Source organism: Acetobacter garciniae (assembly GCF_017377735.1).
Classification (GTDB): Bacteria; Pseudomonadota; Alphaproteobacteria; order Acetobacterales; family Acetobacteraceae; genus Acetobacter; species Acetobacter garciniae.
This window is the reverse complement of sequence record NZ_JAFVMH010000002.1, coordinates 374511-391750: the sequence shown is the minus strand read 5'-3', so window position 1 is coordinate 391750 and position 17240 is coordinate 374511. Positions and strand designations below refer to the sequence as shown.

The following is a 17240-nucleotide window of genomic DNA, read 5'->3' as shown; positions in this document are numbered from 1 at the left end:
GGGCTGAAAGACGGGCGGACCCATAGGGTTTTTCGGGCTCGTGGCTCAGTCCTTTTTCCAGGCCGCCACCCATTGCTGCAAGGCGTCGCCCACTTCCTTGAGAACCGGCCCGAACGATTTTTCCCACGAACGGAAAATACGCATGGTGGGGTACCAGACTGTGCTTTCCCCTTCTTCCCCCCAGCGCCAGCAGGAATCCCGGCGGTTGACGAGCCAGACAGGCCGCCCGAGCGCTCCGGCCAGATGCACGGGGGACGTGTCGACGGAAATGATGAGGTCGAGGCTTTCCATAAGGGCCGCCGTATCCGCGATATCGCGCACACTCCCCATGGGATCGAACAGGGGCTGGCCGTGCCATTCCTGAAGATCGGCCCGGCGCGGACCGAACTGGAGATTGACCAGCGTCGCATCGACCGGCGTCAGGGCGGATGCCATCTCCGCCAGGGTGGTGGAGCGGCGCCGGTCTATCAGCACGTCGTGGGAGCGGATCCGCCTGTCCCCCGCCCATACCAGACCGATCCGCGGCCGCGCGGGCGGAAGGATGGCGGCGAATTTCGCGATATCGCCCGGATCCACCCGCAGGTAGGGCACCTGGTCTGGAATATCGGCCTCGGACCGGATGCCCGCGATATAGGGCAGGTCGGGAATGGGCAGGCCGTAGTCAAAGCGCTCGGTCGGTGCAATGTCCTCGGCCGTGCGCGAAACCACCGTGGGAAAGGACATGTCCATAAGCCGCACGAGATTGTCCGGAACGGCAGCGGTGACCTTGGCCCCGTGCTCGAGCAGGAAGGAGACCGAGCGAATGAACTGGATCGTGTCGCCCAGCCCCTGTTCCTGATAGATCAGGACCCTCTTGCCCGCCACGTCATTGCCACGGCGCAGGCGGGGCAGAGCCAGAATCCAGTCAGGCATGTGCATGACATGGGGCGAACGCAGCACGTAATGCTCCCAACCGTCATCCAGGCGGCGGGCCTTGAGCAGGGCGTAGCTCCGGCTCAGGCGCGCCGGATTGTCATAGGGCATCAGTTCAAGGCTTTTGTCGTAGGCCGCGATGGCCTTTTCGCACATGCCAAGGCCGAAATACGTGTTGCCCAGATTCAGCATCAGGGTCACCGTCGGCTTTTCCTGCTCCAGGCATACGCTCAGGACCTGCAGGGCCTCGGCCAGGTAGCCCGCATCGATCAGGGATGCCGATATGTTCTCATAAAGCATGGCGCGGTCCTGCGGGTACCGCTGGATGAGATCGGAAAAAATGCCCAGCCCTTCGGCAATTTTCTCATCCGCCACCAGGGCTCCGGCAAGCCAGCTCCAGGCCTCCACATTGTCGGGCGTGCGTTCGACCACGTTGCGCAGCAAGGTCACGATAACCTCGTGCAGGGCCGTGTATTTGAGCAAAAGCCCCGCCGCCAGCGTGCTCAGTTCCGCATCGTCCAGCCTGCGCGACACCGTCTCCAGCATCAGGCGCAGGGCGTCGTTCACGTTCCCCTCCTCAAGCAGGGGGTGGCATATCAGCACCATGTTTGCTGCGGTGGGGGCGTCGTGCAAGATCTTGCGCAGTGCCGCGATATCGGGCTTGCTGCCCGCCGTTCCAACCAGTGAGCGCAACTGTGTGTCCTGCATGCCGCTTCCCGTGCGTTTGTGCTGCCCGCCCTGCGGGCATCCGCCCGCTGGACCCTGTATGGCCTGTTCATGAAGCATGCCCGAACGCATGTCACACTGCCTGTGCGCAAGCCAGGCCGGTCATGGCTGTTTATGGCCGGACCGCCTTGTTTACCTTGCCCATCACTTAGGATACCAGTATTTTCCCAGTCGGAAAGAGGGTTCTCACGATCGGGCGGCATGCCGGAAGGCCGTGTAGCTGAAGACGCATGACCTGAAAGGAAGCGTGGTTCTTGGATACTGCCGAAGGCACACCAGGCAAGAAGTCGGGCGGCGGCAAGCTTGCTGAAACCACGGCAATGGCCCGAGGCAAGCTTTCATCCGCATCGCAGGCGCTTACGCATTCGGCGGAGGCCCTGCGCGCAGGCGGGTGGAAAAGCCTTTCATGGCGCAGCATCATTCCCGGAACGGACGTGGGCCTGGCCCTTGGCGTGCTGCTGCTGCTGTCCATCCTGATCGTTCCGCTGCCCACCTTTATCCTGGACCTGGGGCTTTCGCTTTCCATCACCTCCTCCGTGCTGGTGCTGATGGTGGCCCTTTTCCTCGAACGCCCGCTCGACTTTACCTCCTTCCCCACCCTGCTGCTGCTGACCACGCTGTTGCGGCTCTCGCTCGAAATCGCGACGACACGGCTCATTCTCAGCCATGGCAGCGAAGGGACCTACGCCGCCGGTCATGTCGTGGCCGCCTTTGGCGGGTTCCTGATGGGGGGCGATGTCGTGATCGGCGGGATCGTGTTCTGCATCCTGCTGGTGGTGAACTTCATGGTCATCACCAAGGGGTCGGGCCGTATTGCCGAAGTGGCGGCGCGCTTCTTCCTGGATTCCATGCCCGGCAAGCAGATGGCGATCGATTCCGATCTCTCGACCGGGGCGATCAACGACCGCGCGGCCCGCCAGAAGCGCAAGGACCTGGAGGACGAAAGCACCTTCTACGGCGCCATGGACGGTGCGGCCAAGTTCGTGCGCGGCGATGCCATAGCCAGTATCATCATCACCGCCATCAATATCGTGGGCGGCCTTGCCATCGGCGTCCTGCGCCACGGCATGCCGGTCAGCGAAGCCGCCAACACCTTCACCACCCTGACGGTGGGTGACGGGCTGGTCTCACAAATCCCTGCACTTCTGGTCTCGACCGCCGCGGGTATCGTGGTGACGAAGGGCGGCACCGACGGCTCGGCCGACGTAACCCTGGTGCGCCAGTTGGGTGGCAACCCCAAGCCGCTGGCCCTGGCGGCAACGCTTTCAGCCCTTTTCGCGCTTATGCCCGGCCTGCCCGCCATGCCCTTCCTGATGATCGCGGGGGCCGCAGGCTTTGGCGCGTGGATGCGCCACAAGAGCCCCACCCAGGATGCGGATGGCGATGTCACGGCAGTCAGCGCGCAGCCTGCCGCCCCTTCCATTGCCGATGTGCTCAAGCTGGACCTGCTGCGGCTGGAACTGGGCTTTGGCCTGCTACCCCTGACCAGTGGCGAGAATTCGCAACTGACCGAGCAGATCAAGGCGCTGCGGCGAAGTGTCGCCACCGAAATGGGGTTCGTGACCCCGCCGGTGCGCATTCAGGACAATATTCTCCTGCCTTCGGACAAATATGTCATCAAGCTCAAGGAAATCGAGATCGGCTCGGGCGAGGTCAAGCCCGGACGGCTGATGGCCATGAGCCCCGCCGGCATGGGCCCGCCCCTGCCGGGCGACAAGACCACGGAACCGGCCTTCGGCCTGCCTGCGGTGTGGATCGACCCCTCGCTCAAGGCCAAGGCGATCGCCCTCAAATGCACGGTGGTGGACCCGGCCAGTGTCATTGTCACGCATCTGAGCGAACTGGTGCGCCAGAACCTGCCCGACCTGCTGACCTATGTGGCCACCCAGTCCCTGCTGGACGACCTGCCACGCGACCAGCAGAAACTGGTCAACGACCTGATCCCCTCGCAGGTCACGCTCAGCACCGTGCAGCGCATCCTGCAATCGCTGCTGGCCGAACGGGTTTCCATCCGCGACCTGCCGACCATTCTGGAAAGCATCCAGGAAGGCGCGGGCCTGGGGCTGCGCGGCGTGCCCGCCCTGACAGGCCATGTGCGCGTGCGCCTGTCGCGCCAGATCTGCAACGCGCTGGTGGGCCCGGCGGGCTATATCCCCATGATTACGCTTTCGGCGGAATGGGAATCGGAATTCATCTCGCATATGACTGGGCCGGCAGAGGAACGGCGCCTGGCCATGCCGCCCTCGATGCTGAACCAGTTTGTGGTGAAACTGCGCGACGTGTTCAATACCGTTTCCACCAATGGGGAAACGCCGGTCGTTGTCGTTTCCACCCCGGTGCGGGATTCCATGTACGCCATCGTGGAACGGGTGCGCCCGGCCGTATCCGTGCTTGCCCAGTCCGAGATCTATCCGCGCGCGCGGATCAAGACGGTCGCCACCATTACCTAAACGCTTGCCCGCGCAATATCCGCTCAGGGAATAAAAGTTTTTGGTGAAGCTTTTTCAAAGCTTCAAGGAACGTCAGCCGAACAGGGTTTCGTCTTCCCCGCCAAAGGCGTTCAGGCGGTAAGCCATTTCGCCGTGGCAAGGCAGGTCCAGGCCCGTTTCCTCCACATCCTCGGGCACGCGCAGCCCCCCTGTCAGGGCCGCGGCCTTCATGGCGATCACGGTGGTAACGGCCGAGACCGCGATGCTGAAGCCCATGATGAAAACCTGAACGCCCATCTGCGAAACCAGGGTGCGGCCATGTTCGTACCCCACGCCCCCAAGCACCGGCCAGGCGAACACGGTCGTCAGGAGCCCCCCTGCGATGGCCCCCACGCCATGAATGCCGAAAACGTCGAACGCGTCGTCATAGCCGAATTTGAGCTTGAGCGTATCCACAGCCCAGATACAGGCCCCGCTTGTCAGAACACCCACCGCGATGGAGCCTGCGGGGCTGACAAAACCGCAGGCCGGGGTAATGCCCACCAGCCCGGCCACAGCGCCCGAAACAATGCCGAACGTGCTGGGCCGCCCGCGATGCAGCCATTCCATGGCCATCCACCCCAATGCACCGCCCACGCCCCCCAGCATGGTGTTGACCACCAGTTCGATGGCATGCCCGCTCACGGCGTAATCGCAGCCGCCGCAAAAGGCCAGCCACCCGACAAACAGCATGCAGCCGCCGGCATAGGTCATGGTCATGTCATGCGGGGCCATGACGACGGTGCCCAGCCCACGACGCCGACCGATCATGATCGAGGCCACAAGGGCCGCAACGCCCGCATTCATGTGCACGACATTCCCACCCGCGAAGTCCTGCGCACCCCAGTCGGCCACCCAGCCGCCACCCCACGCCATATGGGCCATGGGCACGTAGTCGATCAGGAACCACACGCCCAGAAAGACCAGCACCGCGGCAAACCGCATGCGTTCGGCAAACGCGCCAACGATAATGGGCGGGGTAATGGCCGCGAACAGCGCCATGAAGAGATAGTACAGATATTCGGGCAACACGCCGACTGCATCCTGCGGCGTAACCCCATGGAGCAGGATTTTATGCAGCCCGCCAATGACCGGCTGGTACGGCCCCACGCTGAAGGTGAGGGAATAGCCGATAACGGTCCACAGCAGGATAACCAGGCAGGACCCCGCGAAAACCTGGGTCAGCACCGACAGCACGTTCTTGCTGCGCGCCATGCCGCCATAAAACAGCGCCAGGCCCGGCAGCATCATCAGCATCACGAACAGGCAGCATGTCGCGATATAGGCGGTATCAGCCAGCCCGTAGGCGGCCGGGGGTGCGGGAGCCTGCGCGAAAGCCGGGGCCGGGGCGAACAGTGCGGGCAAGACTGCCGCCACGGGCAACAGGAGGGTGGTCTTTCGTCCTGACATCCAGCTTTTCCCATTTCGTTTCGGAGCCAGAATACACGACAATCAGATTCGCGAAACGCAAGAGATACGCCCCCAGTCCGTGCATGATGCCTACCCGCTTGCGGAACGCGGCTCACCCCGCCGATGGTACGTTGGTTTGTGCAAAGTGGAAGACAAACACCGCCCCGGGGGACAAGACATGGGCCGATGGCGGATGGACACCCTACGGGGCGGAGACGGTATTCCGCGCGGCTTGCAGCGTATTTTGCAGCAGGCAGGCGATTGTCATGGGGCCGACCCCGCCGGGCACGGGGGTGATGGCCCCCGCGTGGGGACAGGCCTCGTCAAACGCGACATCTCCTACGATACGCGCGCCATCGGGTGTTTCCACGCGGTTGATGCCGACATCGATCACGATCGCACCGGGCTTGACCCAGTCGCCCCGCACCAGCCCCGCCCGGCCTGCCGCCACCACGATAATATCCGCCCGCCGGGCCTCCGCCGCCACGTCACGCGTGCGCAGGTGGGTCATGGTGACGGTGCAGCCTTCCTGCTGGAGCAGGCGCGCCATGGGACGCCCCACGATATTGGAACAGCCGATCACCACCGCCTGCAACCCCGCCAGCACCGGCCGCACGGATTTGAGCAGCATCAGGCAACCCATGGGCGTGCAGGGAATGAACCCGTCACGCCGCCCCACCGCCAGCCGCCCGGCATTGACGACATGAAAACCATCCACGTCCTTTTCAGGGGCTATTCCGTCCAGCACCGCGTCACGCCGGATCTGGGGGGGCAGGGGCAACTGGACCAGAATGCCATGCACCAGGGGATTGGCGTTCAAGGTCGCGATCAGGCCCAGCAATTCGGCTTCGGACGTGTGGCCCGGCAGGTGGTGCGACACCGAGCGCATGCCGGCCTGTTCGGTGGCGCGGATCTTGCTGCGCACGTAAACGCCGCTGGCCGGATCATCCCCCACCATGACCACCGCCAGGGTGGGCAGAACGCCCGCCTGCGCGTGCAGGGCCAGTGCCTGTTCGCGCAGGTCATGGCGCAGGCGCTGGGCGAAGGCCTTGCCGTCTATCAACCGGGTAGGGGGCAGCGTGGTATCGGCCGACTTGTCATCTGGCAGCATGAAGAAGGATCCTTCGCTCTCAGGAGACGAAAACGATGGTCTTGCTGCCGTTGAGGATCGTGCGCATTTCAACATGGTAGCGCACGGCCCGGGACAGCACGCGGCGTTCGATGTCACGCCCCTTGCGGATCAGGTCTTCGGGGCTGTCGGCATGGGAAATCCGCTCCACATCCTGCTCGATGATCGGGCCTTCATCCAGGTCGCGGGTGACATAATGGGCCGTGGCACCGATCAGTTTCACGCCCCGGTCATAAGCCTGGTGGTAGGGCCGCGCGCCCTTGAAGCCGGGCAGGAAGGAGTGGTGGATGTTGATGCACCGCCCCGAAAGCGCCGCCGCCATGTCGTTGGAGAGGATCTGCATGTAGCGCGCCAGCACCACCAGGTCCGCCTTGCTGGCCTGTACCACTTCGAGAATACGCGCTTCCTGCTGGGCCTTGGTTTCCCTGGTGATGGGCAGGTAATAGAAGGGAATGCCGTAGAAGTCGATATCCTTGTAGGTTTCAAGAGGATGGTTCGCGATAATGCCGACCGGGTCTATGGGCAGTTCGCCGATCCGCCAGCGGTACAGCAGGTCCATCAGGCAATGGTCGAACTTGGAGACCATGATAATGACCTTGGGCCGGTAGGACTGGCAGTTCAGCCGGTACTCCATGCTGAAATCCGCCGCCACCTTGTCCACCAGCGCGCGTATGTCGGCCTCGCTCGTCTGACCTTTGACGATATCGAACATGATGCGCATGAAAAAGCTGCCGCTTCCCATGTCGTCATATTGCTGGGCTTCGGTAATGTTCGCACCGGCATTGTACAGCGGCTGGCTGAGTGCTGCCACGATACCGGGGCGGTTGGGGCAGCTCAGTGTAAGAATATAGCCCTTTGCGGTAGGGGAGAGTGTCGTCATGCGATGAAATCCGATTTTTAAGATGTATGGCCAGTCATGGCGACATGCAGATCATGGAACAGGCTCGCGGCAAAGCTGCGAAACACCAGCAGTTCGCAGGCTTCGGGCTGATCGTCCAGATGCCGCACGATAACGGGGATATGCCCGGCCAGCGTCAATGCGACATCGCCCGCCCTGAAGGCGCGCGGATGCAGGTCCACCGGCACAAGACGGGACAGGACGGCCCGCGTGCCCGGCCCCGACAGGCGCAGGGCGGTCCGGCTGTCGCCCTGCGCGCTTAGCGCACAGACCGCCCCGCATGACGCCCGCAGCCGCGCCATAAGCCCCTGCCCGCCCGAACTTGCCCCGGATGGCCCGGACGCCTCCGCCGGAGCCAGTGCAAGCCATTGCGACGGCCCGCACCACAGGAAGGTGACAAGCCCGTCTGCCGTCGTCACGGCCTTTGGGGTCTGGGGCAGGTCCACCCCGAATTCGGCACGCACGCATGCCAGCAGTTCGGCCCGGCCGGAACCCGCGAACGCGCCAAGGCTTGCGGCCTCGGCCAGGGGGGCCAGGGCAAGCCGCAGCCCGTTGGCACTGATAGCCTCGGCGCCAATGGGTGCCGTGGCATGAAGCTTGTCAGCCATGCAGACGCTCTCCCTCGGGATCGACAAAAACAGGGGATACGACACGCGCATTCACAACCGTACCCGCAAGCGGATTATGCACGGCCACCACCTCGCCCAGCCGGGTGGCGCCATTGGCCAGGAAGCCAAGGGCGATCCACGACCCGACGGTGGGCGACCACGCGGCGGAGGAAATCCATCCCTGGTCGGCTGCGGCAGTCGCCAGCGCGCCCTGGGGCAGCAGATGGGCCCCTGCGGCCAGCGTGTCGGTCGCGCACAGGGGTTGCAGCCCCACCAGCGTGGGCCGCGCCGGGTCCGTCAGCGCCGGACGCTGCGCCATGACACGGCCGATAAAGTCCTTTCTGGTGGACAGCATCCGCCCCATGCCCAGGTCGTGAGCCGTGGTCTGGCCGTTGAGTTCCGGCCCGGCGGGGTGGCCTTTTTCAATGCGCAGCACACCCAGCGCCTCGGTCCCGTACGGGGCGATGCCGTAGGGTGCGCCCATCTGCATCAGCCGCTCGGCCAATGCCGCGCCGTACCGCGCAGGCACGGCCAGTTCATACGCCAGTTCGCCGGAGAACGAGAGCCGGAACAGCCGCGCCTCCTGCCCGCCGCACACCGTGACGGACCGCGCCGCCATGTAGCCGAATGCCTCGTTCGACAGGTCGTATTCGGGGTCCACGATCTGGCGCAGCACATCGCGCGATTTCGGGCCGGCCACGGCGATCTGCGCCCATTCATCGGTGACGGAAATGAACTGCACGTCCATTTCGGGCCAGAGCCACTGGTGGCAGAATTCCAGATGCGCCATGACCCCGCCCGCATTGGCCGTGGTGGTGGTCATGACGTAATGGTTCTCGCCCAGCCGCGCGGTGGTGCCGTCATCATAGGCGAAACCGTCTTCACGCAGCATCAACCCGTAGCGGGCGCGGCCCACGGGCAGTTTCTTCCAGGCGTTGACATAAACGCGTTCGAGAAATTCCGCGGCGTCCGGGCCCTGGATGTCGATCTTGCCCAGGGTGGTCACGTCGCAAAAGCCCACGGCCTCGCGCACTGTGCGCACCTCGCGATTGACTGTTTCCTGCCAGGTCTGCTCACCCGCGCGGGGGTACCATTGCGCGCGCTGCCACAACCCGTTCGCCGTGAACACCGCCCCCTGCGCCATCGCCCATTGATGCGTGGGGGGCAGCCGTTCGGGCTTGAAATGGGGGCCGCGATGCGCACCGGCCAGCGCGCCAATGGCCACGGGCTGCGTGGGCGGGCGGATCAGTGTCGTGCCGGTCTGCGCAATGCTGCGCTCACTCACTTCCGCCAGCAGGGCCAGGGCGTTCACGTTGGAGGTCTTGCCCTGATCTGTCGCCATGCCAAGCGTGGTGTAGCGCTTGAGATGCTCGACCGAGACAAAGCCTTCGTGCGCGGCAAGGCCGATATCCCTGGCGGTCACATCGTTCTGGAAATCGACGAACGCCTTGCCCTTCTTGGCCGCGGCCACACCCTTGAGCGCATGGAACAGGGCCTGAATCCCGTAAGAGGCGGGTTCGGCCCGGGGCAGGTCGGGCAACGCGGTCTCGAACCCGCATAGGGCTGCAGCCGCCTGCCCGGCCTGCGCACCCTGGCCCAACGCCTCGGCCGTGTCGAACACGCCGGCCGCCGCGCCGACCACGACCATGCCCGGCGGCAGCGCGCTGGGCACGAAGGCGCATATGTCCTCCCGGTAGTCGGGCCGCGCGCCCTGATGCGTGGTAAGCGCGATATTGGGCGACCAGCCGCCCGACATGGCCACCAGATCGCATGCAATATTATGCGCCTGCCCCGCATGATCGCGCACCAGCACCGATTTCACACCCTTGCTGCCATACACATCGGCAAGGGATGCCCCGGCAAAGAACGGCGCGCCACAATCGCGCGCAACCTGGGCCCCGGCCCCCGTGCCTTCGGGCCGGGAGTCGACGATGGCTGCGACCTTCACCCCCACGCGGGCCAGGTCCCGTGCCGTGCGCAGCCCGTCATCATTGCAGGTATAGACCACGGCCCGACGACCCGGTGCCACGCCAAAACGGTTCACATAAGTACGTACCGCCCCGGCCAGCATCACGCCCGGCCGGTCATTATTGGGGAACACCACAGGCCGTTCGATGGCCCCCGTGGCCACCACGCAGCGGCGCGCCACAATGCGCCACAGCCGTTGACGCGCCTCGCCTTCGGCGGGAACGGGCTTGTGGTCGGCCACACGTTCGAGCACGCCATAGGTGCCGCCGTCATAGGTGCCGAATACGCAGGCCCGCGTCATCACCGTGACCTCGGGCATGGCAGCCAGCGCCTGACAGGCCTTGGCCACCCAGTCGGCCGCCGGGGCACCGTCCAGCGTCATGTGTTCGGCACGCAGGCGACCGCCCGGCAGGCTGTCTTCCTCGCACAGGATGACCCGTGCCCCCGCACGCCCCGCCGCCAGCGCTGCCGCCAGCCCGGCCGGGCCGCTGCCCACTACCAGCACATCGCAAAATGTCGTGGCTTTTTCGTAATGGTCTGGATCGGCCTCATCCGCCGCACGGCCCAGCCCTGCCGCGCGGCGAATGGCGGGTTCGTACACTTTTTCCCAGAAGGAGGCAGGCCACATGAAGGTCTTGTAGTAGAACCCCGCCCCCAGCACGGAAGACAGCAGGCCGTTCATGCCAAGCGCGTCGAACGCCAGGCTGGGCCAGCGGTTCTGGCTACGCGCCACCAGCCCGTCGAACAGTTCGGCCACCGTGGCGCGTGTATTGGGTTCGCGCCGGGCCCCATCGCGCAGTTCCACCAGGGCGTTTGGTTCCTCCGGCCCGGCCGAGAGAATACCGCGCGGGCGATGGTATTTGAACGACCGTCCGGCCAGGTGAATACCATGCGCCAGCAGGGCCGAAGCCAATGTATCGCCCGGATGCCCGCTCAGCCTGCGGCCATCGAAGGTAAAGTGCAGCGTGCGGCTGGTATCCACCGCGTTACCATTGGCCACGCGCATGGGCTGGGCGCCCGCCTTGGGATGTGAGGCTGCGCCGCTCATGCCGCGCCACCCGAACGCTCGGCCGCGACAGCACTTGCCGCACGCACGTCATCCACCCGGTGGGTGCGCGTATCGCGCGTGACCACCAGCCAGGACCGGCAGCCCACCCCGTGGTACCAGAGTTCGCTGTGCAAACCCGCCGGATTGTCGCGCAGGTAGACATAGTCGGTCCAGGCCTGGGCATCGGTCTGGAGAGAGGTATCGGCAGCCGGGCGGCGCACCAGAGCATCGCCCCGGTATGTGAATTCCTCAAGCCCGCGGGAACCGCAGAAGGGACAGGTCAGACGCATGGAAACCTCAATGCAGGTTGGGCTGTGCGCCCATGCCTTTTTCATCAATCACCGCACCGCGGGCAAAGCGGTCCAGCCGGTAGGCGGTGGCCACGGGGTGGGGTTCGTCCCGGGCGAGAAGATGCGCGAAACACAGGCCCGAAGCCGGTGTGGCCTTGAACCCGCCGTAACACCAGCCCGCGTTCAGGTACAGCCCGTCCACCGGGGTACGGTCGATAATGGGGCTGCCATCCATGGACATGTCCATCAGCCCGCCCCAGTGGCGCAGCAGGCGCACACGGCCGATACGCGGCATCAGCGCCATGCCGCCTTCGCACACATCCTCGATCACGGGCAGATTGCCGCGCTGCGCGTAGGAATTGTAGCCGTCGATATCGCCGCCGAACACAAGCCCGCCCTTGTCGGACTGGCTGATATAGAAATGCCCCGCGCCAAAGGTGACGACACAGTCGATGAACGGCTTGAGCCCTTCGCTGACGAAAGCCTGCAACACGTGGCTTTCAATGGGCAGGCGCAGCCCGGCCATGGCCGCCACGCGTGAGGAATTGCCGGCACAGGCCAGGCCGACCTTGCCCGCGCCCACAAACCCGCGCGACGTTTCAACCCCCACGGCCCGGCCACGCTCGATACGGATCCCCGTGACCTCGCAATTCTCGATAATATCCACCCCCAGCCGGTCGGCGGCGCGGGCATAGCCCCAGGCCACGGCATCATGCCGGACCGTGCCGCCACGCGGTTGCAGCAACCCGCCGCGAATGGGAAAGCGTGCGTCATCGAAGTTCAGGAACGGCAGTTTTTCACGCACTGCCGTGGCGTCCAGCAGTTCGGCATCCACACCGTGCAGGCGCATGCCATTGCCGCGCCGGATATAGGCGTTGCGCTGGGCATCGTTATGAAACAGGTTCAGCACGCCACGCTGGCTGACCATGGCGTTGTAGTTGATATCCTGTTCCAGCCCTTCCCACAGTTTCATGGAACATTCGTAAAACGGCTCGTTCCCGGGCAGCAGGTAGTTGGAGCGGACAATGGTGGTGTTGCGCCCGACATTGCCCCCGCCGATCCAGCCCTTTTCCACCACGGCGATCCGCAGCCCGCCATAACGCCGTGCCAGGTAATAGGCAGTCGCCAGCCCGTGGCCACCCCCACCGACAATCACGTAATCATAGGCGGGGGCCGGGGCGGCCTTGCGCCACGCAGCCTTCCAGCCCGTATTGCCACGCAGGCCTTCGCGCAGAAGCGAGAAAAGGGAGTAACGATCGGTTGGCATGGTTAATCCGCTCTGTAATCCTGATCCCCATCTAGGGACCGATCCGGCTTGAGACACAATAAATTTTTCTTATAATAGGCCCATGGCAATCGTGGACCTACCCTTCGAGCTTTCATCGCTCAGCGTTTTCCTGGCCGTATGCGACAATGGCAGCATGGCAGCGGCGGCACGCGTGCTCAAGGTGACGCAACCCGCCATATCGCAGAGCATCGCCGAGCTGGAAAGCCGCCTGGGGGCAACCCTGTTCGACCGCAACGTGCGCCCCCTGGCCCTGACGGCGGCAGGCACGGTCCTGCGCCAGTACGCCACCACCCTGCTGGCGGAAGTGCGGCATATCGCCACCAACATCCAGGAAATACGGCTGGGCCATGTGCCGCAACTGCGCATGGGGGTTGTCGATTCGCTCTCCCGCGCCATGTCCGCGCATATTTCACGCTATATGTACGGGCGCGTGGGCCGGCTGATCATGCATGCGGGGCTGACGGAAACACACGCCACCGCCCTGCTGACACGCCAGATCGACTTCGTGATCGGGGTGGACGACATGGAGGACGTGGCAGGGCTTGAGCGCTGGCCCCTGTTCGAGGAACCCTATCTGCTGCTCTGCCCGCCCGACATGCCCCCACCCCGAACAGCGCAGGAGCTTGGCGCCTGCCTGGGCAGCCGGCCCTTTGTCCGTTTTTCGCAGCGCTCGCGCACGGGGGCGGATATCGAACGCTTCCTGCGCCGCCTGAAAATAGACGTGCCGTTCCAGCAGGAATTCGATCTGCCCTATGACGTGTTCGCGGCCTGCCAGGCCGGTGGCATTGCCATTACCACCCCGCTCTGCCTGTACGAAGCCGGCTTTGCCGAAGGCTGCGGCCTGACATGCCACCCCTTGCCCACAGGGCACTTTGTGCGCCGCCTGACCCTGGTGGTACGCCGCCGCGAATTCGGGCGCTTTCCGCTCGACTTCACGCTTTTCCTGCGCGAATGCCTGACACAGACCGTGCTGAAGACCCTGGAAGAGCTTTTCCCTGCCTTTGTGCAGCAGATGCGGGTCCTGTCCTGATGAGCGGGCGTTTGCACCGCCGCGACACCACCCCGACGCGGAACAAGCGCGCAGGGGGAAATTGCCTTCCCCCTATGCAGAAAGGCCATTCATGGCTTGGAGAAATTTCAAAGCAACGCTAGAGAAGACAACAACTTAGAAAATAAATCGGCTCAGGACGTCTCCCATGGATATTAAAGTTTATGTCTGCCACCACAAACCATGGTCAACACTCAAAAACGAGGTGTTCGAGCCTATTCAGGTCGGACGCAGTCTTGCCAAGACCTATCTGCCGGGAATGATCGGGGACGATACCGAAGACAATATTTCTGACAAGAACAAAGAATGGTGTGAACTGACAGCCCTTTACTGGATCTGGAAGAACACGTCCCATGACTATGTCGGGCTGATGCATTACAGGCGGTACGTGTCCTTCAATCCGGACATTCATCGCGATGAGGTCATTCACGGCATCGATCCGCAAGACACAAAACGGAACAGGTGGACCCATGACGGGCTGGCCGCATTGTTCCAGACCTATTCCGTCGTCACCTCTCCCCTTTACAACATTCATCCGCCTGGGCTGCCGCACAGAATTCAGTCATCGTATGACCATTACTGCAATGAACACTACAAAAAAGATATAGACACGATGATGTCTATTATCGAAGAGCAATTTCCAGACTATTATATTGATTCCCTCCATTCGATTTATGCGCATCAATGCTTTTTTGGCAATATTGCCATTATGCGCCGCGATATTTTTGAGGACTATTGCTCTTTCCTTTTCTCCGTTCTGGAAGAGGTTGAAAGACGCATTGATATTTCTCCCTACGATCCATATCAAAAAAGAATTTTCGGCTTCCTGGCGGAGCGGCTCACGAATGTTTTTTTTGAACATCTGAAATCCAGGGACAAGACGCTCAAAATTCATCACGCCCCGATGGTCTATGTCGGCGAAAAAGACCCGGTTTTTGATTATGCCTCCCTTTCAAGCCGTATTATCAAAAAGACGCCACAGGAAAATGCTATTTCCTTTGGGGGTGCCATCAATATCGTCATGTCCTTCGATGACCGCTATGCCAATCATGCGCAGGCCACGATAGAATCTCTTTTGGCCCATACGCGCAATGGCAACAGCATATATTTCCATATTATTCATGACGCGCGTCTTTCCCAGGACAAGATCCATCAGTTCAAAAACACCTATCAAGGAAGAACAAATTTCTCGTTCTATCTTGCGGAAAATACTTTTATAGAAAAATTCCCTCTGAACAGGGGCTATATCAGTATCAACACCTATTACAGACTGGTCATGCAGGATCTTTTTCCCGCATCCGTCAGCCGTGTGATCTACCTTGATTCCGATATCATCATCTGTGACGATATAACAAAATTGTGGAATATCGATCTTGGCGGAAAAATAGTCGGCGGCTGCCTGGATGAAGGGGGTGTGCTGCAATCGCGTCGTCTTTTTGGCAACAAGGCCAATAATACCTACGTCAATGCCGGCATATTGCTCTTTGATATCCAGAAAGCCGTTGAGAAATATTCAAACCTCTCTTTTTATTACTCTGAGGTTTTTTACAAGAACCAACCGCTCATCACCTTGCAGGATCAGGATATCATCAATATCGCCTACAAGGACGACCTTCATATCCTGCCCTTGAACTGGAACACGAACTCCCGCATTTACACGGCGAACGATCTGGATCACGCCTATTCCCCGCAGGCGGAACAGGATGCCCGTGAAAACCCGCAGATCGTGCATTTTACGGATAGCAGAAAACCCTGGAAATTTTCCTGCACCCACCCCCTGAAACTACTGTACTGGTTTTATAGGGAAAAGGCGGATACGGGACCGATCTCGTTTTACGAAAAAATCTCGAAAAGCAACACGACAATCAAACTCCGCACTGACGAGAAGATGCTTTATATCAACTCCGATCGGATCAACGTGAAAATTCCCAAGAAGATGGCGGTTCAACTGTTGAAACTCATCAAGAGGTAAACCAGGACCGATATCTGCCCCTGAGCAGACCTTTTCCATCTGAAACGCTACTGATCCTGCCCTGCATCACCAGGGAGGATCAGACTGTTTCAAAAGCCCGGCCACGAAATATTGGAAAGTTTTGGGTGAAACTTTTTTAAAAAGCGTCAGAAAACGTCACTTTTGCAAAAAAGGCACCACCCCATAAAATTTTATTATTTATCAATGAGTTACTACAAAAACAGATCGTCCGGACCTCCACCCGGTACCCATCACCCCGGCCCAGTGCTGGGGCGACAGCGCTCCCCCCAGACTTGCCGCAAGCCATGCTCGATCGTGACTGGCCATTTCCCCTTGGCCCGCTGGCGTTACCGTGGCCTTTCCTGCCAAGACAATTCCGTGCATCCGAACGATTTTTCGGCCAGATGGGCCTGTTATGCATTGCCAATGCAACGGGTTTGTCCATCTCTGGGAGCGTGCAGATCTCTTATATCTCCCATGATGGTATGACAGGTCATTTCTGCCCAACCAGTTGACCAAGATCATTTACCGGCGTCCGGACACTCCCTTAGTTTCCGACTCAGTAAATGAGACTGCAGGAGGGCCGCAGAAATGAGCGCTCTCGACAAGACGGGTGTGGGTAAAAATTTTTGTTATCCGTGTATAAAATCGTGCGAAATATACGTTACGGGCATAAATTTTATCTCTAAAAAGGGTGTTTGGAGGATTTGATTATGCCAGACAACGAAAACCCGGAATGGAATGAAAAAACACTCCCTCCCAAGGATTTACCGCTCGATACCTTCATTCATGGTGTCGCCAGTGTAGATCGGGGCCATGGTTTCCGGGTCGGCGAGATTGTGGGCATTATTGCCGATCTGGCGGGCATTACGTCCATCGACCGGGATAAGCTGAAAATGGCCGGTAAAATGCATGATGCGGGGAAAATCCTGATCCCGAACGAAATCCTGCAAGCCCCGCGAAGCCTGACCGCGGAGGAAAGAAAAACCGTCCAGAAACACCCGTTGCTGGGGCTTGCCATAACGCAATGGTATAATCACGAATTCTGCGAGGAAATTCGGGATGCGATGCTGATGCACCACGAACGGTGGGACGGCACGGGCTACCCGTTCGGCCTGAAGGGGGAAAATATCCCGCTTCTGGTTCGGATCGTCACATTGGCCGATACGATTGACGCCATTGCATCCCGCCGGGACTACAAGGCGCCGTGGAAGCCTGACTTTGTCCAGACGTTTCTAAAGCATGAAACCGGCAAGATCTACGACCCCGACCTGGCGAAAGTCTGCATCGACCATCTCGACAAAGTTCTCGAACCGGTCAAAAACTGCAAATTCGCGCATTAGGCGGCCCTATCGGGGCCGCCATACCGCTGCGCGCCCGGATCGCACTGTATCCACAAATACAGTATCCATAACTATAGAACGATGGGGCGGATAACCGGCCCCGTCCTGCCAGGCGGGCATGGGCGTATCGCG

Annotated in this window: 12 protein-coding genes; 4 read left to right on the top strand and 8 right to left on the bottom strand. The window is 61.4% G+C overall.

The window, feature by feature from the left end:
- Positions 1–45: 45 nt before the first annotated feature.
- The gene (locus J2D77_RS05615) at positions 46–1620 is read right to left on the bottom strand and encodes a tetratricopeptide repeat protein (protein WP_230975535.1); all 1575 of its coding nucleotides are present in this window, start codon (positions 1618–1620) and stop codon (positions 46–48) included.
- Positions 1621–1958: 338 nt separating this feature from the next.
- Between J2D77_RS05615 and flhA the strand changes: the two genes are divergently transcribed.
- On the top strand, positions 1959–4088 hold the full coding sequence (gene flhA, locus J2D77_RS05610) for a flagellar biosynthesis protein FlhA (protein ID WP_207845657.1): 2130 nt from the start codon (positions 1959–1961) through the stop codon (positions 4086–4088).
- Positions 4089–4160: 72 nt separating this feature from the next.
- On the opposite strand, the gene J2D77_RS05605 is transcribed toward flhA, so the two are convergent.
- From J2D77_RS05605 to J2D77_RS05575, 7 genes are all read right to left on the bottom strand, one after another.
- Entirely contained in the window at positions 4161–5516 is a 1356-nt protein-coding gene (locus tag J2D77_RS05605; RefSeq protein ID WP_207845313.1) for an ammonium transporter, read from the bottom strand.
- Positions 5517–5718: 202 nt separating this feature from the next.
- Positions 5719–6627, bottom strand: coding sequence for a bifunctional 5,10-methylenetetrahydrofolate dehydrogenase/5,10-methenyltetrahydrofolate cyclohydrolase (locus J2D77_RS05600; protein ID WP_207845312.1), 909 nt, complete (start codon positions 6625–6627; stop codon positions 5719–5721).
- Positions 6628–6646: 19 nt separating this feature from the next.
- On the bottom strand, positions 6647–7525 hold the full coding sequence (gene purU, locus J2D77_RS05595; protein ID WP_207845311.1) for a formyltetrahydrofolate deformylase: 879 nt from the start codon (positions 7523–7525) through the stop codon (positions 6647–6649).
- 17 nt (positions 7526–7542) lie between these two features.
- The gene (locus tag J2D77_RS05590) at positions 7543–8151 is read right to left on the bottom strand and encodes a sarcosine oxidase subunit gamma (RefSeq protein ID WP_207845310.1); all 609 of its coding nucleotides are present in this window, start codon (positions 8149–8151) and stop codon (positions 7543–7545) included.
- A complete protein-coding gene (locus J2D77_RS05585; protein ID WP_207845309.1) occupies positions 8144–11167 on the bottom strand; it encodes a sarcosine oxidase subunit alpha family protein in 3024 nt (1007 codons plus the stop codon). The genes J2D77_RS05590 and J2D77_RS05585 overlap by 8 nt, the downstream gene beginning before the upstream one ends.
- The gene (locus tag J2D77_RS05580) at positions 11164–11457 is read right to left on the bottom strand and encodes a sarcosine oxidase subunit delta (RefSeq protein ID WP_207845308.1); all 294 of its coding nucleotides are present in this window, start codon (positions 11455–11457) and stop codon (positions 11164–11166) included. Before J2D77_RS05580 ends, J2D77_RS05585 begins: the two co-directional genes overlap by 4 nt.
- 7 nt (positions 11458–11464) lie before the next feature.
- Positions 11465–12724 (bottom strand): sarcosine oxidase subunit beta family protein, encoded by a 1260-nt coding sequence (locus J2D77_RS05575; RefSeq protein WP_207845307.1) that lies wholly within the window; start codon positions 12722–12724, stop codon positions 11465–11467.
- An 82-nt stretch (positions 12725–12806) separates the two neighbouring features.
- On the opposite strand from J2D77_RS05575, the gene J2D77_RS05570 reads away from it, so the two are divergent.
- The 3 genes from J2D77_RS05570 to J2D77_RS05560 all read left to right on the top strand — a co-directional run bounded on the left by J2D77_RS05570 (position 12807) and on the right by J2D77_RS05560 (position 17108).
- A complete protein-coding gene (locus J2D77_RS05570; protein WP_207845306.1) occupies positions 12807–13775 on the top strand; it encodes a LysR family transcriptional regulator in 969 nt (322 codons plus the stop codon).
- 166 nt (positions 13776–13941) lie between these two features.
- Positions 13942–15765, top strand: coding sequence for a DUF4422 domain-containing protein (locus J2D77_RS05565; RefSeq protein ID WP_207845305.1), 1824 nt, complete (start codon positions 13942–13944; stop codon positions 15763–15765).
- Between the two features lie 713 nt (positions 15766–16478).
- The gene (locus J2D77_RS05560) at positions 16479–17108 is read left to right on the top strand and encodes an HD-GYP domain-containing protein (RefSeq protein WP_207845304.1); all 630 of its coding nucleotides are present in this window, start codon (positions 16479–16481) and stop codon (positions 17106–17108) included.
- The last annotated feature ends 132 nt before the right edge of the window (positions 17109–17240 follow it).

Coding starts and splice junctions, on each gene's coding strand:
- J2D77_RS05605 (WP_207845313.1), bottom strand. CDS start 5,516: ATGTCAGGACGAAAGACCACCCTCCTGTTGCCCGTGGCGGCAGTCTTG.
- J2D77_RS05570 (WP_207845306.1), top strand. CDS start 12,807: ATGGCAATCGTGGACCTACCCTTCGAGCTTTCATCGCTCAGCGTTTTC.
- flhA (WP_207845657.1), top strand. CDS start 1,959: ATGGCCCGAGGCAAGCTTTCATCCGCATCGCAGGCGCTTACGCATTCG.
- J2D77_RS05580 (WP_207845308.1), bottom strand. CDS start 11,457: ATGCGTCTGACCTGTCCCTTCTGCGGTTCCCGCGGGCTTGAGGAATTC.
- J2D77_RS05590 (WP_207845310.1), bottom strand. CDS start 8,151: ATGGCTGACAAGCTTCATGCCACGGCACCCATTGGCGCCGAGGCTATC.
- J2D77_RS05565 (WP_207845305.1), top strand. CDS start 13,942: ATGGATATTAAAGTTTATGTCTGCCACCACAAACCATGGTCAACACTC.
- J2D77_RS05560 (WP_207845304.1), top strand. CDS start 16,479: ATGCCAGACAACGAAAACCCGGAATGGAATGAAAAAACACTCCCTCCC.
- J2D77_RS05575 (WP_207845307.1), bottom strand. CDS start 12,724: ATGCCAACCGATCGTTACTCCCTTTTCTCGCTTCTGCGCGAAGGCCTG.
- J2D77_RS05600 (WP_207845312.1), bottom strand. CDS start 6,627: ATGCTGCCAGATGACAAGTCGGCCGATACCACGCTGCCCCCTACCCGG.
- J2D77_RS05615 (WP_230975535.1), bottom strand. CDS start 1,620: ATGCAGGACACACAGTTGCGCTCACTGGTTGGAACGGCGGGCAGCAAG.
- purU (WP_207845311.1), bottom strand. CDS start 7,525: ATGACGACACTCTCCCCTACCGCAAAGGGCTATATTCTTACACTGAGC.
- J2D77_RS05585 (WP_207845309.1), bottom strand. CDS start 11,167: ATGAGCGGCGCAGCCTCACATCCCAAGGCGGGCGCCCAGCCCATGCGC.